Genomic DNA, 24,141 nt, shown 5'->3' with positions numbered 1-24,141 from the left:
AAGTTCACACAAGGTCACACGGTATCGGGCTGCGTGAGGGTGGCGAAGTTCACACAAGGTCACGCGGTATCGGGGTACGCTGGGCGGGACGCGCGGTCGGGCGTGATCCTGTCGGGTGGCGGCGATGGGAAAGAGCGGAGCGGGTCGAGTACTTTCTTACCGCATGGATGCTTTGTAGGACAGCATCGGTCGCCTCTCCTGTGCCGTTTTCCCTTCAATCGAGGGGCAGCACGATTTTTCGCATGATCCGATCGGTTTCGGCCAGGATCTTCACGATGCGCTGGTAATGGCCGATATCGTCCCAAGACAAAGTGCGCCCCCGCCGATCCTTCAGCCATTTGTGCGCTGGCTGATAGCCGCCGATATAGGCCGACCATGCAATCGCAGGAACCGCATCGAAATATTGGTCGGGATTGATCCGCACACGGCTTTTGTCGAATTTGGGGAAGCCGGGTGCGACCATGTCGTCGCCGTCGCCGCGATAGGCATAAGGCGTGTCGCCGATCGCACCCGGCTCCATCAGGTGCAGGCGGCGTAGTGCCTCGCCTTGTTCGGAAATTCGAGCGAATGTCTTTGCATCGCGCGGATAGGGGATGCGCGGGAAATCGATCTTGAGAAACTCGGCATAGGTCTCGCGGTAGGCGGGCGCGTGCAGCACGGCGTAGATGTAATCGAATACCTTGACCTCGGTCGGGCGGTCCGCGCCGGTGGCGGTGCGGAAGGCGTCGCCGGTGCCGGCTTCGGGCAATGGTTTCAAACCGGCGGCTTTGCAGATCGCGGCGTAAATCTTTCGGTCGAAGTTGGGTTTGCGAGCAGGCTCGGCGCCTTTGATCCGATCGGCTTTGCCACTCTGCAGGATGTACAATGGAGCGATGTCATTCGCTTCCTTCAGGCTTAGCGAATGATGCTGGATCATGGTCGAAAAGACGAAGACATCGGTAAAGGGCCGAATTTCCTCGACGCGCTTGTTGAAGCTCAATCCGATATTGCTTTGCGTATCGAACTGACGGGTCAATTCATCGCGGCCCCAATCGACCAACTCGCTGCCGCGAAAAATAATCCGGCGATCAAATGGTCTATAATCGATCGGCGCCAGACGACTGGCCACATCAATGGCAAGCAGTTGCGGGCGGGCGACGTTCAGTTTCCATCCGCGAGAGTCGCCCGGAGGATATTTTCGGCCCGCACTGGGATCTTTAACCGGGAAAAATGCATTGCGCGTCGTGTCGTCAGATTTCGATTGATCAGTGAAAGACTCGATCTTCGTGCGCAGCGACGCGGAGTCGAAATCCACAGCCAAAGAGTCGCGCGCACTGATGATGCCCTTCGACCGAATGGCCATCAGGTCGCCGATCGAAAATCCTTTGTCATATTCATTGCTGAGGCCGACATCGGTTTGCGCGAAGAAATATGCCGGTGATATCGGTTCTACAGTTTTCCAGATCGAAGAATTCAGGTCAATGCTCCAGAGGGCTTCGTTCTTCGCGCTACGATCGCCATAAACGTCCGCACGCCTTACTTTGGCTAGCTGGAGCTTGGATTGTTTCATTTTTGTTTTGCCTGGAACCGCTTTCTTGACCGCGATGAGAATCGATACACCCGTTTTAATGTCGAACACGTTGCGATCCAGCCCTCCGGCAGGATTGGTTTCTTTTTTGTTCGTATTGCCATGCAAGTCCAGCACGTAAATATTGTCGAACGAGTCTAGTAGGTGCTTTCTCATTCCACGGAAGGTGGGATTGTCCAGATATCCATGATTGGAAATCAATCCTACAATGCCATGTCCGTTTCCATTGATCAGATGTTCGGACATTCGAATAAATTTGACGTAATCGTCTTGCAGCCAGTGCTTCCGTTCGCCGAAATGCACACCATCGACATATTTATAATTGTCAATAAGATCGCTGATCCAATTGTTATTGTTCTGCGAAATGCCCGAATATGGCGGATTGCCGATGATGCACATGATCGGCGTGTTGCGCTTCACTTCGCTCGCGCCGCGGGCTTCATCGGCGAGTGCGGTGAAGAACAGGTCGCGGACTTCGCGTTCGCCGGGTTCCAGTGCGTTGGTCAGCCAGACGGACATGCGCGGGGGATTGGCGCTCGGACGGTAGCCGGTTTCGCGCAACTGCATGTCGAGCTTCATGTGGCACATCGCATAACTCGCCATGAGCAGTTCGAAGCCGTGGATGCGCGGGATCAATTCACGTTCGACATAGCCCGACCATTTGCCCGGCGCGCGGGTCTGCACGCGGTCGGCAATCGTCTGCACCGCTTTGGCGAGGAAGGTGCCCGTACCGGTTGCCGGATCGAGGATCTGCACACGGTGCACGTCCTTGCGGATCAGGCGCGGGCGGCCTTTCGCGTCGTTGGTGCCGGTGTCGTAGTCGACCGTTAGCTTGCTCGTGTCGGCGAGGCCATCGGGCAGGCCGAATTCGGTCTTGAGCACATCGTCGACCGCGCGAACGATAAAATCGACCACGGGTTCGGGGGTGTACCAGACGCCGCGGCTCTTGCGCTTCTTCGGATTGTATTCCTTGAGGAAATCTTCGTAAAAATGAACGAACGGATCGTTGCGCGCGGTGAACTTGCCGAAATCGCGGAACAGCATCCTTGGGTCCGATGCGCGCAGGATGTCGGCGAGATCGTTAATGATCCAGGCGATGCGATCATCGAGTTCCGGGCCGGCGATATAGGCGAACAGGCTGCGCAGGAACGGGTTCGATCGTGGCAGGTGCTGGAGTGCCTCGCTCCGGCTGAACGTTTCGAGACTATCGTCGTGCAGCCGGGCGGCGAACATGCCGTAGGTGATCGTTTCGGCATAGAGATCGGCGAATTCGTCGATGTCCATATGCGGCAGCAGTTCGGCCTTGAACGCGCGGTACTGGCCGCCGAGCGCGCTGCGCAGCGCCTTGTCGTCGTGGAGCAACTGGCCCAGCACGTCCTTGATGATCGCGGCCTTGCCGGCCATCATCTGGGCGAGCTTGGCGGCGGAGCGGATGCTGATCGGCGTGGCCTGTGCGAACGATCGCAGGTTGCGCGACAGTTCGTCAAACCGATCGGGCCGGGCCGGGAGCGACGGCAGTAGATCGGCGATCGATACGAAGTTGATCCTGTCGCCCTCGCGCAGGAATTCGAAATCGATGCCGTTGGTGTAGATCAGGTTGGGCAGCCCCTTGCGGTAGCGATCCTTCTGTTCCTTGCCGTATTCGTTTGGACGGAAGCGGGTGATGTCGCGGCCGACATCCTTCGCCTCAGCCCAGCCGATGCTGAGGCCTTTTCGGTTGAACACGAAATCGGGTGCGCCGACCGCGACGCGGCGCGGTTCGTTGATGACTTCGAGTTCTGGATCGATCGACCGGAACAGCGTTTCGAGCGCCGGGCGGTAGCTGTGTTCGGTAGCCTGGCCGCTGGCATATTTGGCACGAACTTCATCCAGATAAGACTGAATGTTCATACGATGCCGCCGGCGGAACGGGTAATGCGCCGTGAACAGAACAGGAATATCATGTATTTAACCCGAGTCGTTGCAAGACTCAGGGTTGGGAATGAACTGCCCTTCTCAAAGGAGGGTTTGGACCATTACGGAGGTGTTCGGGCGGGCCTCGTCCCTGCGTAATTCCGCGATCCGGATCAGGCCGGATTGTTCGCCTGCAGGAACGCCTCCAATTCCTTCAGGAACTGCAAACGATCTTCCTGCCGGGAGAAATGATGGTCGCCTTTGGGTTGCTCGACATAGCGGAACGGCTTGCCGCCGGCCTTCAGCTTCTGCGCCATATCGCGCGATTGGGCGACGGGGACGACGGTGTCGGCCTTGCCGTGGACCATCAGCAGGGGAATCGAGAAGTCACCGGCGAAGTTGATCGGCGATACGCCTTTCAGGTCCGGTGCTTGGGCACGCAGATAATCCTTCGACCGACCGCCATTCAAAAAGCCGCCGTTGTAGCGCAGCATCGCAGGCATGTCGGATACGCCGGCGAACGATACGGCGCAGCGATAGACGCCCTTGTCGCGTTGCGCCGCGCGTAGCGCCGCATAGCCGCCATAGGATGCGCCGAAGATGCAGACGCGCTTGGGGTCGGCAAGGCCATTGTCGGCGGCCCAGCGCACCGCGTCGGTCAGATCGTCCTGCATGGCGAGGCCCCATTGGCCCTTGCCCTTGTCCTGGAACGCGGTGCCGTAGCCGGTCGATCCGCGATAATTGGGTTGCAGGACGGCATAGCCGCGGCTGGCAAGGAACTGGGTCCACCAGTCCCAGCTTTCGTCGTCGCGCGCCGCCGGGCCGCCATGCGGCATCAGGATCAGCGGCAGGTTCTTCGCCGGCTTGCCTTGGGGCACCGTGAGCACTGCGGATATCTCCAGCCCGTCGCGGGACTTGTACTGGATCGTCTTGACCGGGGCGTAGGATTTCGAACCGAGCGTGTTGCTGATCTTTGCCAACAGGCTCATCGTGCCTTCATCCACGGCATAGACGTAATATTGGCCGACATTGCTGGCATTGCCGACGCGGACGATAAATATGGTGAAGTTGCGGTTCCAGGATACAATCCGTCCCTCCCGCGCGCCCACGGCCTTGTCGATATCCTGCTGGATTTTAGCGAGAGCGGGATCGAACCAATGGGTGCGCGAGCGCGTGTCGGTATAGCGCACGCCGAGCAGGCGGGTGCCGAGTTCGTCCGAGATCAGACCGCCGAGATCGTGGCCGGGCGTACCGAACAGCTTGGTGCCGGTCTTCAGCGTCGCCAGATCGTAGGCGTAGAGCGAATCGAACCCGTCATCGTCACTATAGGCCACCGCCTTGCCCGGTTCGGCCAGGAACAGAGCGGGCATGTCGCCGAGCGAGGCGGCGCTGCCGCGCGCCTTGTCGATGGTGCGGAACGACTGGCCGGCAGCGGCGCGGTACAGCACGCGATAGGCGCGTGAATTATCCACATAGGACAGGCCGAGCCGGATCGTACCGGAGCCGTCGGCCTGCCAGTTCATCACATTGTCGACGGCATTCTGCACCACCTTGTTGCGCCCGGTGGAGATATCGAAATCGCGCACCACCGGCCAGAATCCGCTTTGGTCGCTGAAGATCGAGGTCTGCATGGCGATGCGTACGTGCGGCGTTCCGTCCCGCGCGACCCACAGGATGTCGTCGGCATTCTGCCCGGCATCGTTTCCGAGCTGGACCACCTTTGTCGCATCGGCCTTTATGCCGACGGCGCGACGGAGATACCATTTGTCGCCCTGCACCGGGCTCATGCCGCCGAGCCGGGCGATCAGCCAATCGTCATTGACCCAGGTCCATCCATTCAGGTCGTTGTCCCCCAGCATGATCGTGCGCGATTCGGCGACCTTGGCGAGCGGGATGATTGCGAAACGCTGCACCCCGCCGACCGAGATGCGCGCCGCGACCTTCGTGCCGTCGGGCGACAGTTCCGGCCCCTCCATGAAGGGGAGTTCGGCGAATGATTCCAGCGGTGGGGGCGGCGGCGGGGGCGTGTCGGCGGCGGGCGCGACGGCCGAGATCAGAGACAGCGGAATGGCGAACGCCAGCGCCGCGAAAACGATGTTCGATGTCATGACCAACCCCCGGAAAGCAGGCTAGATCGGCGGCGCGCGATCGCCAATATGAAAAATGCCCCGCCCGAAGGTTTCGGGCGGGGCGGGGAGGGAAGCGGGGTAGAGAGAAGTCAGGAAGGGCGTCGTGGCGAAGCCACGCCGTCGGTCGGATCGGGCGGGAAATGCTTCCCGCCCGTCCGCCGTCCGGTCGCGCTTGCTGAGGCTTTGCCTCAGCCTCCGCTGGCAGCAAGCGCTGCCAGCAGGAGCAGCGCCACGATATTCGTGATCTTGATCATCGGATTCACCGCCGGGCCTGCGGTGTCCTTGTACGGATCGCCGACGGTGTCGCCGGTGACGGCGGCCTTATGGGCTTCCGATCCTTTGCCGCCGTGATTGCCGTCCTCGATATACTTCTTGGCATTGTCCCACGCGCCGCCGCCCGAGGTCATCGAGATCGCGACGAACAGGCCGGAGACTATCACGCCGAGCAGGAGCGCGCCGAGTGCCGCGAAGCCGCTGGCCTGGCCGGCGACGGCGGTGATGATGAAATACACCGCGATCGGGGCCAGCACCGGCAGCAGCGACGGTACGATCATCTCCTTGATCGCCGCCTTCGTCACGAGATCGACGGTACGGGCGTAGTTCGGGCGGCTGGTGCCGGCCATGATGCCGGGATCGTCGCGGAACTGCGCGCGGACATCCTCCACCACCGAGCCTGCCGCACGGCCCACCGCGGTCATGCCGAACGCGCCGAAGCTGAACGGCAGCAGCGCGCCGAGCAACAGCCCGACGATGACGTACGGATTGGACAGGCTGAAATCGACCGCGAGGTTCGGGAAGAACTCGGTCAGGTCGGTGGTGTACGCACCGAACAATACGAGCGCCGCCAGCGCAGCGGAGCCGATCGCATAGCCCTTGGTGACGGCCTTGGTGGTGTTGCCGACCGCGTCCAGTGCATCGGTGCGGTGGCGGACGTCGTCGGGCAGGCCGGCCATTTCGGCGATGCCGCCGGCATTGTCGGTGACGGGTCCGTAGGCATCGAGCGCCACGACCATGCCGGCCAGCGCCAGCATCGCGGTCGCGCCGAAGGCGATGCCGATCACGCCGGCGAGCTGGTACGTGGCGATGACGGCGACCGAGATGACGATCGTCGGCAGCGCGGGGCTTTCCAGGCTGACGGCGAGACCCTGGATGACGTTGGTGCCGTGGCCGGTTTCGGAGGCCTTGGCGATGCTGCGCACCGGGCGGTAGTTGGTGCCGGTATAATATTCGGTGATCCACACCAGGGCACCGGTGAGCGCGAGGCCGATCATCATGCACCAGAACAGCTTCATGCCGGTGAAGGACGCGCCTGCACCCGCCGCCGCTTCCGGCGTGAGGGCCGGGTTGGAAGCATCGAGGAAGGCCGCGCCGCCGATCACCGCGTGCATGTCGCCCAGCACATATTGGGTGGCGAAGTAGATGGCGGGGATCGACAGGATGACGGTGGTCCAGAAGCCCTTGTAGAGCGCGCCCATGATCGACTGCTTGGCGCCGAGGCGGACCATGTAGGTGCCGATGATCGAGGTGATGATGCACACGCCGCCGACCAGCATCGGCAGCGTCATGAGTTTCAGCAGTTCGGCGGCATCCGCCTTTACGAGCAACGCGATCGACACCATCGTCACGCCCAGCGTCACGACGTACGTTTCGAACAGATCGGCGGCCATGCCGGCGCAGTCGCCGACGTTATCACCGACGTTATCGGCGATCGTCGCGGGGTTGCGGGGGTCGTCCTCCGGGATGCCGGCCTCGACCTTGCCTACGAGATCCGCGCCGACGTCCGCCGCCTTGGTGAAGATGCCGCCGCCGAGACGCGCGAAGATCGAGATCAGCGACGCGCCGAACGCCAGAGCGACGAGCGAGTCGATCACGATGCGGTCGTTGGGCGCGTGCCCGCCGGGGCCGGTGAGATACCAGAAGAAGCCGGCGATCGAGAGCAGGCCGAGGCCCGCCACCAGCATGCCGGTGATCGCGCCCGAGCGGAACGCCATCGTCAGGCCGCCCTGCAGCGAGGTGCGCGCGGCCTCCGCGGTGCGGACGTTCGCCTTCACGGAAACGTTCATGCCGATGAAACCGGTGATGCCCGAAAGGATCGCGCCGATCAGGAAGCCGGTCGCGGAGACGAGGCCGAGGAAATAGGCGACGATCAGCGCGACGACGACACCGACGATGGCGATCGTGCGATATTGCCGGCCGAGATAGGCACGCGCGCCCTCCTGAATGGCGGCGGCGATGTCCTGCATCTTCTCGTTGCCCGGACTGGCGGACATGACCTGGCGGCTGGTGATGATTCCGTACAATACGGCGATCAGGCCGCACACGATGGCGGCATAGACGATCTGCATGCTCTCTCCCTTGTTCAGGTTCCGAGGGTGCCGATGCTTTGCGCCGTGCCCCCACGATCGGGCCGGAGCGTATATAGCGTAAGGGGTGAGCGCAACCCGGTCAGGAGTGGTGCTGGAATCCCAGCCGCGGAGGGAGCGGGACCGGGGTGCCATCGTCCATTAGGATGAGACCGGCACCGGGCGCGAACGTGCCGATGCGGGTGGCGGGGACGGGCGGGGTCCAGTTTTCGGGCGAGGCAAAGAGCAGTTCGTAATCGTCGCCGGCGGTCGCGGCGGTGAGGCGGTCGCCGTCGAAGGCCGTGTACGCCGGGGAGAGGGGGATGGCGGCGAGGTCGATCGTTACCGCGAGGGCGCTGGCGGCGGCCATGCGTTTGGCGTCGATCAGCAGGCCGTCGGAGACGTCCATCATCGCGTGGATATGGGGGGCGAGGGCGCGGCCTTCGGCGAGGCGGGGGCGGGGCCGGCGATAGGCTTCGAGGAGTTCGGCGGGGCCGGTCTTGCCCTGCGCGATGGCGAGGCCCGCGCCGGCATTGCCGATCGTGCCGGTGACCCAGAGCGCGTCACCGGGTTGCGCGCCGGAGCGCAAGGGCGTGCGGGGGGACTCGCCGATCGCGGTTAGGGTGATGACGCGGGGGGCGTGCGGCGGGAGGGAGACGGTGTCGCCGCCGAGGATGGGGGTGGCGAAGTGGTTCAGGGCTTCGGTTAGGCCAGATAGGAAGGCGGCGTCCCAATCCTCGCCCCCCAAATCTTCATTCCTGACGTCTTCGTTCCCCGGCGAAGGCCGGGGTCCAGTCGCGGAGGTGGAAATTGCGTCGGACGGCGCTTCCTCATGATCGTTTCCCGCCTGTTCCCCGGCCTTCGCCGGGGAACAGGCGGGTTCGTGTGCGCGGGCGGCGCGCAACGGATAATTCAGCAGTATGCCGACCGGGGTCGCGCCCTTGGCGGCGAGATCGGAGAGGTTCTGGGCGAGTAGTTTCCACGCCACATCACCCGCCGGATCGGTGGGCAGATAGTGCACGCCCTCGACCAGAGTGTCGGTGGTGATCGTGTAACGCCCCAGCGTCGCGGCGTCATCGGCGAGGCCGTGCGCGCCGGGGTAGAGCGGGAGGGTCCGCAGGCGTTCGAGAAATTCCGCCTCGGTCACGGCTCGCGTTTCGCGCCGTCGAGCGTGCGGGCGCGGCGTTCGGCGTCCTTGGCGGTGGCCTCGCGCTCGGCCTTGGTGCGGCCGAAGGCGGTGCGGTTGGTGGCGGCTTCGGTTTCCTTCGCGGCGCGGGCCTTGGCCTTACGCGCGGTGCGGAGGTTGATGATGTCCGCCACCTACGATCCTCCCCGTTTCGGGGAGGACTTAGGCGCGGACATCCTTGGCGATCGCGTCGAGCAGGCCGTTGACGAAACCGGCCTCGCGCTTGTCGAAAAAGGCGTGGGCGACGTCGACATATTCGGTGATGACGGTGCCGACGGGCACGTCGGGCCGGGCGATCAGTTCGTAGGCCCCGGCGCGCAGGATCGCGCGCATCGATTTGTCGAGGCGCGGCAGGCTCCAGCCGGCGGAGAGCTTGGCGGCGATCGTGGCGTCGATCTCGTCGAGGCGCGCGGCGGTGCCCTTCACGACATCATCGAAGAAATCGACCTCGGCCTCGGCATATTCCGCGTCCTCGATCGTCGCGCCGAGCCGGTGCTGGTGGAATTCGTGCAGCAAAGCGGTGATCGCGGTGCCTTCCATGTCATGCTGATACAGAGCCTGCACGGCGGCGAGGCGGGAGGCGGCGCGGGCCTGGCTGCGGGCTTTGGTGCGCGTGGGGGTGCGTTGGGACATTTTGGCGCTCTTAGCTTCAGAGCGCAGTTTTTCCCACCCCCGTTCGTCCTGAGTAGCGACTGAGCTTGTCGAAGGCGCGTATCGAAGGACGGGTTTTACGTGGGGTGGTGCTTCGATACGAGCCTTCGCTACGCCTTCGGCTACTCAGTCTCTACTCAGCACGAACGGTTTAAGGTGATCAAGACAGACGCAGCGCGACCGACCTTGCGTGCGCCGGCAGCCCTTCGGCCTCGGCCAGTGCCACCGCCGCCGGACCGATCGCGGCGAGCGATGCCTCGTCCAGTTGCAGGAAGCTGGTGCGCTTCATGAAATCCAGCACCGACAGGCCGCTGGCGAACCGTGCGCGCCGCCCGGTGGGGAGGACGTGGTTCGGGCCGGCGACGTAATCGCCGATCGCCTCGGGCGTGTGGCGGCCCATGAACACCGATCCGGCATGGCGTACGCGATCGAACAGCGCCTGCGGATCGTCGCAGGCGAGTTCGAGATGTTCGGGGGCGAGGCGGTCCACAAGTGGCAATGCCTCTTCCAGCGACGCGGTGACGATGATCGCGCCGTTGGCGTCCCAGGCGGCACGCGCTGTCTGGGCGGTGGAGAGCGTGCCGATCTGCAGGTCCACCGCCTGGGCGACGGCGCGGGCGAAGGCGGCGTCGTCGGTGAACAGGATCGATTGGCTGGTCGGATCGTGCTCGCTCTGGCTGAGCAGATCGGCGGCGATCCAGTCCGGATCGTTGCGGCCATCGGCGACGACCACGATCTCGCTCGGGCCGGCGACCATGTCGATGCCGACCACGCCGTAGAGCTGGCGCTTGGCCTCGGCGACCCAGGCGTTGCCGGGGCCGGTGATGACGTCCACGGGCGCGATGCGGCCGGTGCCATAGGCGAGCGCGGCGATGGCCTGTGCGCCGCCGACCTTCCAGATCTCGTCCACCCCGGCGATGTGCGCGGCGGCGAGGACCAGCGGGTTGATCTCGCCATTCGGCGTGGGCGTGACCATCGCGATGCGATCGACCCCGGCGACGCGCGCGGGGATCGCGTTCATCAGCACCGACGAGGGATAGGCCGCGCGGCCGCCGGGGATATAGATGCCGGCGGCGGCAATCGCGTTCCAGCGCGCGCCGAGGCGGACTCCGGCGGCGTCGGTGGTGTCGCTGTCCTGCGGGCGCTGTTTCTCGTGATACGCAGTGATGCGCGCGGCGGCGAGGTTGAGCGCATCGCGCAAGGCGGGGTCGAGGTTTTCGTAGGCGGCGAGCCATTCGCTCCGTTCGATGCGCCAGCCGGTTTCGTTCGGATCGTGGCGGTCGAACTTCTTGGTGAAGGCTGCGAGCGCGGCGTCGCCTTCGTCGCGGACGCTGGACACGATGATGCGCACGTCGCGGGCGACGTCTGCGTCGGCCTCGCGGCGGCCGTTGACGAGGGCGGTGAAGGCGCGGTCGAAGCCGGGGTCGGAGGTGGAGAGGTTCAGCATGATTTTTTTAGCCCCTCCCCTTCAGGGGAGGGGTTGGGGTGGGGCGTCTCAGTCTCATTGAGACCAGCGCCAGAATTTGCGGCACGGCCCCACCCCAACCCCTCCCCTGAAGGGGAGGGGCTTAGAAATAGGAGGGCCCTCACGCCGCCACTTCCTGCGCGACGGCGCGGCGGAACGCCTCGACCAGCGGCACCACTTCGCCGCGCGTCTTGAACGCGGCGCGGTTGACGATCAGGCGTGATGTGACTTCGCAGATCACTTCCACCTCTACCAGCCCGTTTTCCTTCAGCGTGCGGCCTGACGAAACCAGATCGACGATGCGCGGTGCCAGCCCCAAAAGCGGCGCCAGTTCCATCGCGCCGTTCAGCTTGACGCATTCCGCCTGCACGCCGCGCGCGGTGAAGTGGGCGGCCGTGACGTGGGGGTATTTGGTCGCGATGCGCACATGGCTCCAGCCGCGCGGATCGTCCTGCGCGGCGAGCGAGGCGGGTTCGGCGACCGACAGGCGGCAATGGCCGATGCCGAGATCGACCGGCGCGTAGAGTTCGGAATAATCGAATTCGGCCAGCACGTCCGATCCGACGATGCCGAGTTGCGCCGCGCCGTGCGCCACGAAGGTCGCGACGTCGAACGCGCGGACGCGGATCAGGTCGATGCCGGGGTTGCTGGTGGTGAAGCGCAGCGCGCGCGAATCCTCGTCGCTGAACGCCGCTTCGGGCACGATTCCGGCGCGCGCGAGCAGCGGCACGGCCTCGGCGAGGATGCGGCCCTTGGGGACGGCGATAATGATGGGATCGACCATATGCGCGGGGCTTTACTCGGGGGTGGGGCCGGGAGCAACAATGCACAGGTAAGGAGCATCCGGATGGCCGACGAACAGAATAATCGCGGGGCGTTCCTGATCCAGGAGCATTATTGCCGCACCAATGCCGCGCCGATCTATGGCCGGATGTGCCTGGCGGTGGCGCAGCATCTGACGCGCGATACGGTGGTGGGCACTCGGGTGCTGGACTGGGCAGGCGAGCCGACGCGGGATGCGTTGCCGCTGCGCCTGTTCGGCGGGTTGCATGCTTTGGTGCTGGCGGGGGTGGATGACGAACTGGCGCAGGTCTATTCGGGCGCGGTTACCGATGTCGGGGAGATTGGCGCGATCCTTGAGCGCGTGCTGGCGCGGCACGAGGGCGCATTGATGCCGTGGCTGGACGGGCCGCCGCAGACCAACGAGCCGGGGCGATCGGCGGCGCTGATGACCGGGCTGATCGAGATCGCCGCGCGGCATGGGCCGAGACTCGAAATATTGGAGATCGGATCGAGCGCGGGGCTGAACCTGCTGATCGATCGCTATCGCTTCGATCTGGGCGGCACGATGTACGGGCCGGCGGGTTCGCCTGTCACGATCCGGCCGGAATGGAGCGGGCCGCCCGCGCCTGCCGTGCCGCTGGAGATCGTCTCGACGCGCGGGTGCGACGTGAACGCGATGGACGCGACCGATCCGGCGGTGGCCGCGCGGCTGGCGGCCTATGTGTGGCCGGAGACACCTGAGCGGCTGGTGCGCGTGCGGGCCGCGATCGAAATGATGCGGGCGAAGGGCGTGAGGCTGGATCATGCCGATGCGGCGGACTGGATCGAGGCGCGGCTGGCCGAGCCGCAGGCGGCGGGCGTCACGCGGGTGCTGATGCATTCGGTGGTGTGGCAATATCTGCCGGAGGCGGTGGCGGAGCGGATCCGCGCGGCGATGAAAGGGGCGGGGGCCGCGGCCACGGCGGAGCGGCCGGTCGGCTGGGTGATGATGGAGCCGGATCGCGCGTTCGGATATCAGGTGGTGCGCGCGCGGAGCTGGCCGGGGGATGGTGCATGGGCGACGGTCGCGACGGCGCATGCACATGCGGCGTGGGTCAATACGGGTGCGGTCACGGATGGCACGCGGGTGGATTTGCCGGCGGGGGCGAAGATCTCTGTCTGAATCCTCCCCGGAACGGGGAGGATTAGGTCAGGGGAGCCAACTGGTGATGGTGTTGACCACCGCTTCGGGCGCTTCCCACGGTACGAAATGGCCGGCATCGACGTGGATCAGCGTCAGATCCGGCACCAGCGTGTCCAGCCCTTCTAGCTGGCTGGGCAACAACGCCTTGTCCTGCATGCCCCAGATGACCAAAGTCGGCTGGGTGATCGGCGGGAAGGGCGTGTCGAGATAGGCCGGGCGTTCGGGCGTCGAGTCCATCGGCGGCACGATCGCCTGGCTGGCGCGATACCAGTTGAGCATCGCGGTCATCGCGCCGGGCTGGCTCCATTGATCGAGATAAACCGACTTTTCGGCGGCGATCTTCTCGAAATCGGTGTGCTTCATGAAGCTGCTGTCGAAGAAGGCGCTGAGGCCGATATGTTCGATGTGATGTTCGAACGAAGGATTGCGGAAGGCGGTGATGTATTGGCTCGCCTCGCGCTGGGCCATGTCGTCGAACAATGTCTTCTGGAAGACAAAGGGATGCGGCGCGTTGATGATGATCAGGCGCGCGACGCGGTCAGGGCGGATGAGCGCGGACATCCACGCGATCGCGCCGCCCCAATCGTGGCCGACCAGCGTGAAACTGTCGATTTTGTAGTGATCGGCGAGCGCGAGCAGGTCGGCCACCATCTTGTCCGGGGTATAGTCGCTGACGTTTTCCGGCTTGGACGAGCGCGCGAAGCCGCGCTGATCGGGGGCGAGGACGAAATGCTTCTCGGCGAGCGCGGGGATGACGTGGCGCCAGGTGCGGTGCGATTCCGGAAAGCCGTGGAGCAGGATGATCGCGGGGTTTTCCGGGCTGCCTGCGGTGGCGACGTCGAGGGTTACGCCGGTGGAGAGGGGGATGCGTTGAAGTTCGAAATCCGGCATCTCTTTCTCCCATCTACGCTTGCGGGATAGGTCGGGGCGGGCCCGATCATCACGCGCGATAGATGTGGACATGCCCTCCCATAACTCCTTCCGCAAGAGGGGGATTATTACGGATAGCTCACCGTCAACGGTATCTCCGGGATCGGGATGAATTCCTTGTCGTCGCCCGGCACCGTGGGGAATTCGCCAGCCTTCCATGCGCGCTTCGCTTCGTTGATGCGATCGCGCGAGGACGAGACGAAATTCCACCAGACATGGCGCGGCGTCGCGAAGGCTTCGCCGCCGCACAGCATCACGCGCGCGCCAGTGGCGGATTTCAGCGACGTGGCGATGCCGGGTTTCAGAACGTACAGTACCATCGGCTCCAGCGTCATGCCGTCCAACGTCGCCTCGCCGATCGCGAGATACACCGCGCGTTCGTCCGCGCCGGGATCGATCGGCACCTCGCCGCCGGCGTCCAGCACGATGTCGGCATAGATCGTCTCGGCATAGGTCGTGGTGGGGGCGGATGCGCCCCACAGATTGCCCATGATGATCCGCGCGCGGGCGTTTTTCGTCTCGACCGTGGGGAGTTCGGCCTTCGACACATGTTCGAACGCCGGGTCGATTTCCTCGTCCTTTTCGGGGAGGGCGATCCAGGTCTGGATGCCGCTGAGCGCCGGGCCGATCGCGCGTTCGGCTTCGGGCGAGCGTTCGGAATGGACGATGCCATGGCCTGCGGTCATCAGATTCACCGCGCCGGGTTCGATCGTGACGTTGCTGCCGATCGAATCGCGGTGACCGATCGCGCCTTCGAACAGATAGGTGACGGTGGCGAGATTGATGTGCGGGTGCGGGCGCACGTCGATGCCGTTGCCCATGTCGAGATGCGCCGGGCCCATCTGATCGAAGAACAGGAACGGGCCGACCATCGTGCGCGCCTTGTTGGGCAGCGTGCGGTGGACCTTGAACCCGCCGAGATCGTGCGTGACGGGGGTTATGGTCTGGAGGATCAAATCGTCATTGGTCATCGGTCGGCTCCGCTCGCGTCGAGCAATTCGGCGAGGTCCGCGGGATAGATCACTTCGTCATGCGCGGCGATGTCGTTTCGGGAAAACCACCGGTGCCCGACGAGCAATTGTTCTTCCTGCGCGGTGAGCCCACCGGGCTTCACGTCGAAGCTGTCGATATCGATGCGGAAATAGCGTTCGTCGGCGGTGACCTCGACGCCCTCGAAGGTGACGAAATCCACGACGCGGCGCGCGATTTCGGGGCCGCAATCCACGTCGAGGCCGACCTCCTCCCACAATTCGCGGCGGGCGGCGGCGGGATAGCTCTCGCCCGGATCGACCGCGCCGCCGGGGGTGCACCAGAGCGGCGGCCGGTCGGCGGGGGTGAAGCGGAACAGGAGGACGCGGTCCTCGGCGTCGACCAGCAGGATGCGCGCGGCGGGGCGGGGGGTTCTCATCTTTGCAACTGTTCCCCGGCGGAGGCCGGGGTCCAGCCGAGAGACTTGAATTGGCTGGTGTTGCGCAAAGTCATGTCCACCTTTCCGACTGGGCCCCGGCCTTCGCCGGGGAAGCGTGAAGGAAGGGGAACAGGATTGTCACGCCGCATCCAGCTCCGGATAGTATCGAAAGATGCCGTCGGTGTTGAACGCCAGGCGGCGGTCGCTTTTCAGATAGGCCCTGATGCCGGGCAGGTCGGCGACCTGATCGTGGATGCGGATCACGCCGGGGTAATCGTGCTCAATCGCCGCCATGCGCCTGGGGAACATGTAACGCAGGCCCTCGACGATCTGGAACAGCGATGTGTCGGCATAGGTCCAGCGGTGATCGATCAGCCAGTCGCCTTTGTTGGCCTCCACCGCATTCTCGAAATGGCCGAGGAATTTGGGCAGGCGGCTGTCGCGGAACTGCGCGGCGGCGCGGGCGGCCTCGGGCTTCTGGTCGTCGTAATAGGCGCCGGGATCAACCGGGTGATGGACGTTGTGCACCTCGGCGACCAGATCCGCGATGGTCAGCTGCAGCTGGTTGAGCCACAACCGATCGGCCATGTTGCTCGGCGCGAGCTGGTGGCGCTCGCCGAGATACATCAGGATGTTGGCGACCTGCGCGATGATCAGCCCGTCGATCTCGAGATAGGGCGGAGCGAACGGGCCGTGCCCGGCCTGGCTTTCGAGATTCTCGATCAGGCCCTGCTCGTCGGTCTTGCGGGCGCAATCGCGATAATCGATCCCGGCGGCTTCGAGCGCGAGGCGGACGAATTCGCCGCGCCCCTGGATCGAGGGCCAGTACCAGAGGTTGTAGGGCATCGACTTTTCTCCCCCTATTCGCCGGGCGCGCGCGCCTTGATCGCCAAGGCATGGATGCGGTCCCGAAGCAGGTCCGCCAACGCCTGGTTGACCAGCCGCTGCCGCTGAACGCGCGAGACGCCGGAAAAGGCCGCGCTTTCGATCGTGACCGAGAAATGCGATTCGCCGGTGCCGTCGTCGCCCATATGGCCGGAATGGCTCGCGCTATCGTTGGAGACATGGAGCAAAGTCGGGGCGAGTGCCGCCGTCAGACGGGCGGTGATCTGTTCGGCGATCGGGGCGGAGGCGGTGGAAGCGTTGGTCATCGCGCCTATATAGACCGCTTTGTCGTTTCGGGGAGCCGCGTGGCGCGCGAGAGTGAAAAGAAGGACCGGCCTACGGCACGCTTTCATGGGCGTGTCGAAAGCAAGGGACGATTGTGTTCGGAAGCCGGGTGCGAGGAGCCGGGCGAGTTCCGTGCGCCTTTGCTGGAAGGCGTGGGCAGCGGGCACGAGGGGCCGCGCCCGTATCGCTGGCTGTGCCTTGATCACGTGCGCGCATTCAACGCCGGGTATAATTTCTTCAGTGGGATGAGCGTGGACGAGATCCACGACGCGCAGCGTCCGCTCGCCGGCTGGGAACGCGAGACGCGGGCCTTTACCGGCACCGGCGGCGCAGACCGGCCGCCGAAATGGGCCGACTTCGCCGATCCGCTCGACGCGATCGGCGCGCGGTTCCAGCGCAAGATGGAAGAGGCGCGAAAGGACGGGCGATCGCTGTCCGAGGTGGATCGGCGATCGTTGAAGGTGCTGGGGCTGGGGGCGGATGTCGATCGGCGGGGGCTGCGGCAGCGTTATGCGGAACTGGTGCGGAAATATCACCCCGATCGGAATGGCGGGGATCGGAGCCACGAGAAGGCGCTGCAGGATGTGATCGCGGCGTACACGCAACTGAAGGGCGCGGCGGCGTTTGCTTGATTTCTTCTCCCTCCCCTTCAGAGGAGGGTCGGGGTGGGGCCGTGCCTTCTCATCGAGACCAGCGCTGGTTTTTGCGGCACGGCCCCACCCCAACCCAGCGACGGGTCGGTCATGCCCCCGGCATGACCTGAACAGCGCGGGGCGCTGTTCACCCGTCGCTCCTGAAGGGGAGGGGCTTAGAAAGAAGTCACACCTTTGCCTCGCGCTCGGCGATTTCCGCGAGTTGTTCGGCGCATTTCTGCCAGCCGTCTACGAAGCCCATCGCCTCGTGCTGGTCCTTCGCCTCCTTGGTCCAGTGGCGGGCGGTGGCGGTGTAGCGGGTTTTTCCGTCCTCGTCGGCGAAGTCCCAGATGCCAGTCATGAACGGTCCCTGCGGCACCCAGCCTGTGGCATAGGCATCCGTGGAGACGAAGCGCGTGTTGGGTACGACTTCCAGGAACACGCCTTCCAGTTCGTGGCGTTCGCCGTCCGGCCCGCGCATGATCATCGCGGATCGGCCGCCAGCGCGCCAATCCTGTTCCACGATCTCGGTCGTCCAGGGGCGGGGGCACCACCATTCGGCCAGGCGTTCGGTGGCGATCTTCCACACCACCTCGCGCGGGGCGTCGATCAGGCGAGTGACGGAGAGTTCGTGGCGGTCGGTCATGAAAATCCTCCCTTGAAAAAGATCAGTCGCGGTCGGGTGCGCCGAGTGGAAAGAAAGCGCGGTAGGGGCGGGCCTCATCGACCGCCCGGGCGAAGGACGGACGCGCGAGCAAGCGGGCGCGATAGGCCGTGAGCGTGGCATAAGCCGGATCGATCGGGCGGACCCAATCGGCATAGAAGAGCGCCGGTGCCGCGGCGCAATCGGCCAGCCCGAACGCGCCGGCGGCCCATTCCCGACCGGCCAGCCGGGCGTCGAGCCAGGCATAGGCCGTGTCGAGCGCACCCCCGGCCTGCTCAACCGCGGCGGAATCGCGGCGTTCAGGCGGGCGCAGCGCATCGGCCACCACGCGCTGCATCGGCCCCATCACATGATTGTCGAACACCCGATCGAGCATCCGCGTTTCCAGCGCGTCGTGCGGATCGGCGGGTATGAAGCGCCGGGGGCCGGGATGATAGTGCTGAAGATGTTCGATGATAATGCTGGATTCCACGATCGCCCGGCCATCGTCGACGAGCAGCGGAAACTTGCCGATCGGCCATAAAGCGGCGAAGGCGGCCCCGTTCTCCGGGTGATCGCCATCGAGCATCCGGAACGCGAACGGCGTCGCATTCTCATACAGAGCGATCAGCACCTTCTGGCAGTAAGACGAGAAGGGGTGTGCGAAGAGTTCCAGCCCGGCCATCAGTTGCGCCCGGCCACCGCGGCCTCGATGGCCGCGATATCGATCTTGCGCATCGTCATCATGGCTTCCATCCCGCGTTTCGCGGCGGCGCGGTCCGGGTTGGTGGTGGCGGCCATCAGCGCGCGGGGCGTGATCTGCCACGATACGCCCCAGCGGTCCTTGCACCAGCCGCACGCGCTTTCCGCGCCGCCATTGCCGACGATCGCGTTCCACAGGCGATCGGTCTCTTCCTGATCGTCGGTATAGATTTGGAACGAGACGGCCTCGGTCTGCGGATAGAGCGGGCCGCCGTTGAGGCCGAGGAACGGCATGCAGCAGACGGTGAATTCGACCATCAGCACGTCACCCTCGGTGCCGCCGGGCAATGCGAGCGGCGCGCGGTGGACCGCATCGACCGAGGAGTCCGGAAAGGTCGCGGCGTAGAAGGTGGCGGCGGCCTCGGCAGTGCTGTCATACCAGAGGCAGGGGGCGATCTTGTGGCTCATTGCGCCGCTGCCTCGCCCGGGCCGACCGCGCCGAACATGATGCCGTGGGGATCGCTGGCGATGATGATGCGGTCGCCGCCGGGCACTTCCGCCGGGCCGTGATGGACGGTGCCGCCGGCCTCCGCGACGCTGGCGGCGGTGGCCGGGATATCCGGCGTGCGGAAATAGAATTGCCAGCCGCTCGGGCCGCCGGGCACCGCCTTCATGGTCGCGCCGATCTGTTGGCCCGCGACATGGACGAAGACGTAATCGCCCATGTCGCCGGGCATCGTCATCCTGTCGGGAAAGGTCCAGCCGAAGATCTCGCCGTAGAAGGCGTTCGCCGCCGCCTGATCCGGGGTGGCGAGTTCGTTCCAGTTGCACTTGCCCATGCCCGTCCGGTCATAGGCCGTGCTGTCCTCGGGACTGGCGCCGCGCATGACGTAGAAGGGGATGCCCTGCGGATCGTGGACGAAGGCCATGCGGCCGACGCCGGGCATGTCGATGGCGGGCATCAGCACACCGCCGCCCTTCTCCGTGATCTTCGCGACGGTGGCATCGACATCGTCCACGCCGATATAGAACAACCAGCGCGGTTTCGCGCCGCCGGCATGCATTTCGGGCGTCAGGTTCATCAGCCCGCCGACGAAATCGCCGCCGCCGGTGTCGATCATGCGATAATCCATGCCGCCGGGGTCGGCCGGGTGGACCGTCCAGCCGATGACCTTTTCGTAGAAGGCCTTGCTGGCGTCGGCATCGTTCGAGAGCAGTTCGTACCAGATCGGGGTGCCGTGGGGATTGGTCATCGTTCCTCTCCTTGTGTGTCTCGTGTCGGATGTATCTCGGGTCAGGCGTCGAGGATCGGGGTGAAGCCGCCATAGACCATGCGCTTGCCGTCGAACGGCATATCGGAGCCGTCGGGCTTCATCCGGTCGTCGGCCATCACCTTGCCCCAGCCCTGCTGGCGCGCGGCCTTTGAGGGCCATTCGACATAGGAGAAGACCACCGCCTCGTCCGGCTGCGCCTGCACCGCGCGCTTGAAGTCGGTGGTCTTGCCGTCCGGCAGACTCTCGCCCCAGCATTCGACGATCCGCGTCGCACCGTGATCCTGGAAGACGATCGCCGCCTTTTCGGCGAGCGCGCGATACGCGTCTTTCTTCGCCAGCGGCACGGGGACGAGATAGCCGTCGGCATAGCCCATATCGCCGCCCGCGCCCGCTTCCACGATCGGTTCGAACCCGGCGAAGATCATCCGCGTGCCGTCGAACGGCATGTCCGCGCCCAGTTCCGCCATGCGCGGATCGGACATGATCTTCTCCATCGCTGCATCGCGCGTCGGCTTGTCGGGATATTCCATCCAGCTGAACAGCACGATCTCGTCGTCCGTCGCCTTCACCGCGCGCTTGAAATCGGTGGCCTTGCCGTCGGGCACGTCCTCGCCCCAGGTCTCGACCATGCGGGTCGCGCCGAATTCCTTGAACAGCGGCACGGATGCTGTGGCGTGGTCGATATAGGCCTGCTTGTTGGCGGCCGGCACGGCGAGCACGAAACCATCGATATAGCTCATCGTCTCTCTCCTGTTTTGCGCAGTCTAGCGGATGATTGGGAAGATCGCGCGCAGCCGGGCGTCGCGCAGCCACAGCCCGCCCCATACGAACAAGGCGATATAGACGCCGAACAGCGTGTGGCTGAATATCGGGCTGGCGACGCGAAGCTGGCAGGCGATCGCGCCGCCGAGATACCCGGTGAGCAACACCGCGCCGAGCACGCTGGTTCGGGGCCAGGCGTATAGCGCGGTGCAGATCAGGGCGATCGCGCCGAGCAGGCGGTAGAATTGAACGCTCGCGGGCAAACCGAGCGGCGGGCTGTTGGCGATCATCGTGGCGGGCGCGATCAGCTTGCCGCCGGCGTCCATCAGGAAGAACAGGATGGCGAGGCCGGTCAGTATCCGGCCGATCCAGAGCGTGCGGGTGGTGTTCATGTGCTGGCTCCTTCGTCGGCGGTGGCGAAGGTTGCGAGATGATCGGCCATCGCCTTGACGTAGGCGGGCCGGGCCTCGCCGCGCGCGACATAGGCGGCGAGATTGGGGAATTCCTTCAACAACCCGCTATCGTGCAGGCCGCGCAGAACCGAGACCATGGTCAGGTCACCGACGGTGAAGGTGCCGTCGAGCCAATCCTTGTCGCCGAGGGCATGCGACAGATCGGCCAGCCTCGTGCGGATATCCTCGATCACCTTGGGGCGACGCAGCTTCGACCATTCCTGATCCGCCTCGAACACATCGACCACCGCGATCTGCATGACGAACGGCTCGACCGAGTTGAGTGCGGCGATGACCCATTGTTCGGCCCGCGCGCGCGCCGCCGGGCCTTCCGGGAGCAGGCCCGGCGCCTGACGCGCGATGTGCAGCGCGATCGCGCCGGATTCGAAGATCTCGACAATGCCGTCGGAATAGGTCGGCACCTGGCCGAACGGCTGGAAGCGGCGATGCGCCTCGCTTTTCACGTAATCGAAGTCGATCAGATTGACCGCATAGGCCTGTCCGGTTTCCTCGAACGCCCAGCGCGCGCGGGTGTCGCGGACATAGCCGCGGGCGAATTCCGGCACCCATTTGAAGCCGGTGATGGTCGGGATCATGGCGTCGCTCCTGTCGCTGTGTTCTACGCGCCTGCTGTTACGCCGCAGCGTCGGCCATATGCTCGGGGCCGTTCTCGGCGGCGGCGGGGTCCATCCAGAACGGGCCGAAGCCGTGGCCGTCGGGGTCGGCGAAGGCGCGCGAATACATGAAGCCCATATCCTCTGGATCGTGCAACTCGGTGCCGCCGGCCGCCACTGCCGCCGTGGTGATCGCATCGACATCCGCGCGGCTGTCCAGCCCAAGCGCTAGCAGCATGCCGCTGCTGGTCTTGGCATCGATGATCGTCTTCTTGGTGAAGGTCGCGTAGAAAGCGTGATCCAGCAGCATGAAGTGGATCGTGTCCGACCAGTTCATGGCGGACGCCTGTTGATTGGAGAATTTCTCGTTCTTCACCATGCCGATCGCTTCGTAGAAAGCGGTCGATGCGGCGACGTCTGCCACGGGCAGGTTCACGAAGATCATCTTTGTCACGGCACTGCTCCCATTTTCGAAACGCTGTTGTTCGCGAATCGCTATTTGACCTTGATGCTCCTCGTAGTTACATAAAGCAACCATGAAGTTAGAAAAAGTAACTGAGTCGTCGAAAGGGGCGGACAAAAGGCGTTACGACGATGCCTGTGCGGCAACGCACGGCATGGATATCATCGGCGAGCGCTGGGCGTTGCCGGTGATGCGCGAGCTGATGATGGGGCCGCGCAGGTTCGGCGAATTGCGCAAGAGCCTGCCGCTGCTCAGCGCAAATGTGTTGACGCAGCGGCTGGCGGGGCTGGAGGCGTCGGGCATCGTGCGGCGGATCATGCTCCCGCCGCCCGCATCGGTGCAGGTGTACGGCCTGACGCCGTGGGGGCAGGAGGCCAGCCCGGTGTTTCAGGCGCTGGGGCGCTGGGCGGCGAAATCGCCGAGCCACGATCCGACCCGGCCGTTCAGCCCGATCTCGCTGATGCTGTCGCTGCGCACGATGTTCTCGCCCGCGCTGGCCGGCGATTTCCGCGCGCGTATGGTATTCGTGATCGGCGAGGAGACGTTCTGGCTGACGGTTCACGACGGCGAGATGGGCATCGGGCGCGGCGGACTGGACGACGCCGACGTGACGATCACGGCCGCGACGCATGGTGTGGCGGCGGCGGTCTATGGCGGCGTGCCGCTGGATGCGCTGGCGGCGGACGGCATGCTGGACATCGCGGGTGATCGCGCGCTGTTCGAGCGCTTCGCGACGATGCTGCCGATGCCGGAGAAGGCAGGTTCGGCTTGACGTAGGCCCTTTCCGTTCGCACTGAGCCTGTCGAAGTGCCGTTCTTGCTTTTCGCGCGTTGAGCGAAGGACAGGGCTTCGACAAGCTCAGCCCGAACGGTGTTCTAAAGCCATGACCGACATCCCGAATATCCAGCCCGACAGCCGCGAGACGACGATCCTCGACGCGCCCGACCGCATGGTCACGGTGCGCGAACTGTTCGGGATCGATTCGGACATGGAGGTGCCGGCGTTCAGCGAAGCGGACGAGCGCGTGCCCGATCTCGATCCGGCCTATGTGTTCGATGCCGATACGACGCTGGCGATCTGCGCCGGCTTCGCGTTCAACCGCCGCGTGATGGTGCAGGGCTATCACGGCACCGGCAAGTCGACGCATATCGAACAGGTCGCCGCGCGCCTGAAATGGCCGTGCATCCGCATCAACCTGGATGCGCATATCAGCCGCATCGATCTGGTCGGGCGCGACGCGATCGTGCTGAAGGACGGCAAGCAGATCACCGAATTCCGCGAAGGCTTGCTGCCCTGGGCGCTGCAGACGCCGACGGCTTTGGTGTTCGACGAATATGACGCGGGCCGGCCCGACGTGATGTTCGTGATCCAGCGCGTGCTGGAAACGGAGGGCAAGTTGACGCTGCTCGACCAGAACCGCGTGATCCGCCCGAACCCCAATTTCCGCCTGTTTGCCACCGCCAACACGGTGGGCCTGGGCGATACGAGCGGCCTGTATCACGGCACGCAGCAAATCAACCAGGGTCAGATGGACCGCTGGAACATCGTCGTGACGCTGAACTATCTGCCCGCCGCGGTCGAGGCGCAGATCGTGCTCGCCAAATCGGGCGAATACGACAAGCCGGAGGGCAAGACGCAGGTCGACAATATGGTCCGCGTGGCGGAACTGACGCGGCGCGGCTTCATCAACGGCGACATCTCGACCGTGATGAGCCCGCGTACCGTGATCACCTGGGCGCAGAACGCGCTGATCTTCAAGGATGTCGGCTTCGCGTTCCGGCTGAGCTTCCTCAACAAATGCGACGAGGCAGAGCGTTCGCTGGTCGCGGAATATTATCAGCGCGTGTTCGGCAAGGATCTGCCGGAGAGCGTGGTGGGGAAAGGTTGAGGCG

At 64.6% G+C, this 24,141-nt stretch carries 26 protein-coding genes; 5 read left to right on the top strand and 21 right to left on the bottom strand.

Going from position 1 to position 24,141, the window contains the following annotated elements:
- Positions 1-214 precede the first annotated feature (214 nt).
- Positions 215-2,971 (bottom strand): type ISP restriction/modification enzyme, encoded by a 2,757-nt coding sequence (locus U1738_RS08165; protein ID WP_332788541.1) that lies wholly within the window; start codon positions 2,969-2,971, stop codon positions 215-217.
- Here U1738_RS08165 and U1738_RS08160 point away from each other — a divergent pair.
- Positions 2,949-3,158, top strand: a complete 210-nt coding sequence (locus U1738_RS08160; RefSeq protein ID WP_332788540.1) for a hypothetical protein — start codon at positions 2,949-2,951, stop codon at positions 3,156-3,158. The two genes, U1738_RS08165 and U1738_RS08160, sit on opposite strands and share 23 nt — an antisense overlap.
- 475 nt (positions 3,159-3,633) lie before the next feature.
- Here U1738_RS08160 and U1738_RS08155 read toward each other — a convergent pair whose 3' ends face one another.
- The 7 genes from U1738_RS08155 to hisG all read right to left on the bottom strand — a co-directional run bounded on the left by U1738_RS08155 (position 3,634) and on the right by hisG (position 12,017).
- On the bottom strand, positions 3,634-5,568 hold the full coding sequence (locus U1738_RS08155) for an alpha/beta hydrolase family protein (protein ID WP_332788539.1): 1,935 nt from the start codon (positions 5,566-5,568) through the stop codon (positions 3,634-3,636).
- A gap of 209 nt (positions 5,569-5,777) precedes the next feature.
- Complete coding sequence (locus tag U1738_RS08150; protein WP_332788538.1) at positions 5,778-7,934, bottom strand: sodium-translocating pyrophosphatase; 2,157 nt, start codon at positions 7,932-7,934, stop codon at positions 5,778-5,780.
- Between the two features lie 100 nt (positions 7,935-8,034).
- On the bottom strand, positions 8,035-9,078 hold the full coding sequence (locus U1738_RS08145) for a thiamine-phosphate kinase (protein WP_332788537.1): 1,044 nt from the start codon (positions 9,076-9,078) through the stop codon (positions 8,035-8,037).
- The gene (locus tag U1738_RS08140; protein ID WP_332788536.1) at positions 9,075-9,251 is read right to left on the bottom strand and encodes a DUF4169 family protein; all 177 of its coding nucleotides are present in this window, start codon (positions 9,249-9,251) and stop codon (positions 9,075-9,077) included. The genes U1738_RS08145 and U1738_RS08140 overlap by 4 nt, the downstream gene beginning before the upstream one ends.
- A 28-nt stretch (positions 9,252-9,279) precedes the next feature.
- Positions 9,280-9,750, bottom strand: a complete 471-nt coding sequence (nusB, locus tag U1738_RS08135; RefSeq protein ID WP_332788535.1) for a transcription antitermination factor NusB — start codon at positions 9,748-9,750, stop codon at positions 9,280-9,282.
- 178 nt (positions 9,751-9,928) lie between these two features.
- Positions 9,929-11,215, bottom strand: a complete 1,287-nt coding sequence (hisD, locus tag U1738_RS08130) for a histidinol dehydrogenase (RefSeq protein WP_332788534.1) — start codon at positions 11,213-11,215, stop codon at positions 9,929-9,931.
- A gap of 139 nt (positions 11,216-11,354) precedes the next feature.
- Positions 11,355-12,017, bottom strand: coding sequence for an ATP phosphoribosyltransferase (hisG, locus tag U1738_RS08125; RefSeq protein ID WP_332788533.1), 663 nt, complete (start codon positions 12,015-12,017; stop codon positions 11,355-11,357).
- Between the two features lie 63 nt (positions 12,018-12,080).
- On the opposite strand from hisG, the gene U1738_RS08120 reads away from it, so the two are divergent.
- Positions 12,081-13,178, top strand: coding sequence for a DUF2332 domain-containing protein (locus U1738_RS08120; protein ID WP_332788532.1), 1,098 nt, complete (start codon positions 12,081-12,083; stop codon positions 13,176-13,178).
- Between the two features lie 27 nt (positions 13,179-13,205).
- Here U1738_RS08120 and U1738_RS08115 read toward each other — a convergent pair whose 3' ends face one another.
- From U1738_RS08115 to U1738_RS08095, 5 genes are all read right to left on the bottom strand, one after another.
- On the bottom strand, positions 13,206-14,090 hold the full coding sequence (locus U1738_RS08115) for an alpha/beta fold hydrolase (RefSeq protein WP_332788531.1): 885 nt from the start codon (positions 14,088-14,090) through the stop codon (positions 13,206-13,208).
- A 107-nt stretch (positions 14,091-14,197) separates the two neighbouring features.
- Positions 14,198-15,100, bottom strand: coding sequence for a pirin family protein (locus tag U1738_RS08110; RefSeq protein ID WP_332788530.1), 903 nt, complete (start codon positions 15,098-15,100; stop codon positions 14,198-14,200).
- Entirely contained in the window at positions 15,097-15,537 is a 441-nt protein-coding gene (locus tag U1738_RS08105) for an NUDIX hydrolase (protein WP_332788529.1), read from the bottom strand. The genes U1738_RS08110 and U1738_RS08105 overlap by 4 nt, the downstream gene beginning before the upstream one ends.
- 138 nt (positions 15,538-15,675) lie before the next feature.
- Entirely contained in the window at positions 15,676-16,383 is a 708-nt protein-coding gene (locus U1738_RS08100; RefSeq protein ID WP_332788528.1) for a glutathione S-transferase, read from the bottom strand.
- A gap of 14 nt (positions 16,384-16,397) precedes the next feature.
- The gene (locus tag U1738_RS08095) at positions 16,398-16,688 is read right to left on the bottom strand and encodes a BolA family protein (RefSeq protein ID WP_332788527.1); all 291 of its coding nucleotides are present in this window, start codon (positions 16,686-16,688) and stop codon (positions 16,398-16,400) included.
- A 39-nt stretch (positions 16,689-16,727) separates the two neighbouring features.
- Between U1738_RS08095 and U1738_RS08090 the strand changes: the two genes are divergently transcribed.
- On the top strand, positions 16,728-17,339 hold the full coding sequence (locus U1738_RS08090; protein ID WP_332788526.1) for a J domain-containing protein: 612 nt from the start codon (positions 16,728-16,730) through the stop codon (positions 17,337-17,339).
- Positions 17,340-17,526: 187 nt separating this feature from the next.
- Here the strand turns inward: U1738_RS08090 and U1738_RS08085 are convergent, their stop codons facing one another.
- Genes U1738_RS08085 through U1738_RS08045 form a run of 8 tightly spaced genes read right to left on the bottom strand, consistent with a single transcriptional unit; the run spans position 17,527 to position 22,231 of the window.
- Positions 17,527-17,985 carry an SRPBCC family protein gene (locus U1738_RS08085; RefSeq protein ID WP_332788525.1) on the bottom strand — a complete coding sequence of 153 codons (459 nt, stop codon included), beginning with the start codon at positions 17,983-17,985 and terminating at the stop codon, positions 17,527-17,529.
- 22 nt (positions 17,986-18,007) lie between these two features.
- The gene (locus tag U1738_RS08080; protein ID WP_332788524.1) at positions 18,008-18,667 is read right to left on the bottom strand and encodes a glutathione S-transferase family protein; all 660 of its coding nucleotides are present in this window, start codon (positions 18,665-18,667) and stop codon (positions 18,008-18,010) included.
- Positions 18,667-19,152, bottom strand: coding sequence for a VOC family protein (locus tag U1738_RS08075; protein WP_332788523.1), 486 nt, complete (start codon positions 19,150-19,152; stop codon positions 18,667-18,669). Before U1738_RS08075 ends, U1738_RS08080 begins: the two co-directional genes overlap by 1 nt.
- Positions 19,149-19,937 carry a VOC family protein gene (locus U1738_RS08070; protein WP_332788522.1) on the bottom strand — a complete coding sequence of 263 codons (789 nt, stop codon included), beginning with the start codon at positions 19,935-19,937 and terminating at the stop codon, positions 19,149-19,151. The genes U1738_RS08075 and U1738_RS08070 overlap by 4 nt, the downstream gene beginning before the upstream one ends.
- A gap of 41 nt (positions 19,938-19,978) precedes the next feature.
- Positions 19,979-20,698 (bottom strand): DUF1428 domain-containing protein, encoded by a 720-nt coding sequence (locus U1738_RS20270; protein WP_443026994.1) that lies wholly within the window; start codon positions 20,696-20,698, stop codon positions 19,979-19,981.
- A gap of 24 nt (positions 20,699-20,722) precedes the next feature.
- A complete protein-coding gene (locus U1738_RS08055) occupies positions 20,723-21,112 on the bottom strand; it encodes a DoxX family protein (protein WP_332788521.1) in 390 nt (129 codons plus the stop codon).
- A complete protein-coding gene (locus tag U1738_RS08050; protein WP_332788520.1) occupies positions 21,109-21,768 on the bottom strand; it encodes a glutathione S-transferase family protein in 660 nt (219 codons plus the stop codon). Before U1738_RS08050 ends, U1738_RS08055 begins: the two co-directional genes overlap by 4 nt.
- A 37-nt stretch (positions 21,769-21,805) precedes the next feature.
- Positions 21,806-22,231: a VOC family protein gene (locus tag U1738_RS08045; RefSeq protein ID WP_332788576.1), complete on the bottom strand. Its 426-nt coding sequence runs from the start codon at positions 22,229-22,231 to the stop codon at positions 21,806-21,808.
- Between the two features lie 91 nt (positions 22,232-22,322).
- Here U1738_RS08045 and U1738_RS08040 point away from each other — a divergent pair, with 91 nt between their 5' ends.
- Positions 22,323-23,021, top strand: coding sequence for a winged helix-turn-helix transcriptional regulator (locus tag U1738_RS08040; protein WP_332788519.1), 699 nt, complete (start codon positions 22,323-22,325; stop codon positions 23,019-23,021).
- 111 nt (positions 23,022-23,132) lie between these two features.
- Positions 23,133-24,137: a cobaltochelatase subunit CobS gene (gene cobS, locus U1738_RS08035; RefSeq protein ID WP_332788518.1), complete on the top strand. Its 1,005-nt coding sequence runs from the start codon at positions 23,133-23,135 to the stop codon at positions 24,135-24,137.
- The last annotated feature ends 4 nt before the right edge of the window (positions 24,138-24,141 follow it).

Origin of the sequence: Parasphingomonas caseinilytica, assembly GCF_036663755.1 — a bacterium.
In the GTDB taxonomy this organism is placed as follows: domain Bacteria; phylum Pseudomonadota; class Alphaproteobacteria; order Sphingomonadales; family Sphingomonadaceae; genus Sphingomonas.
This window is presented reverse-complemented; position numbering and strand designations above follow the sequence as displayed.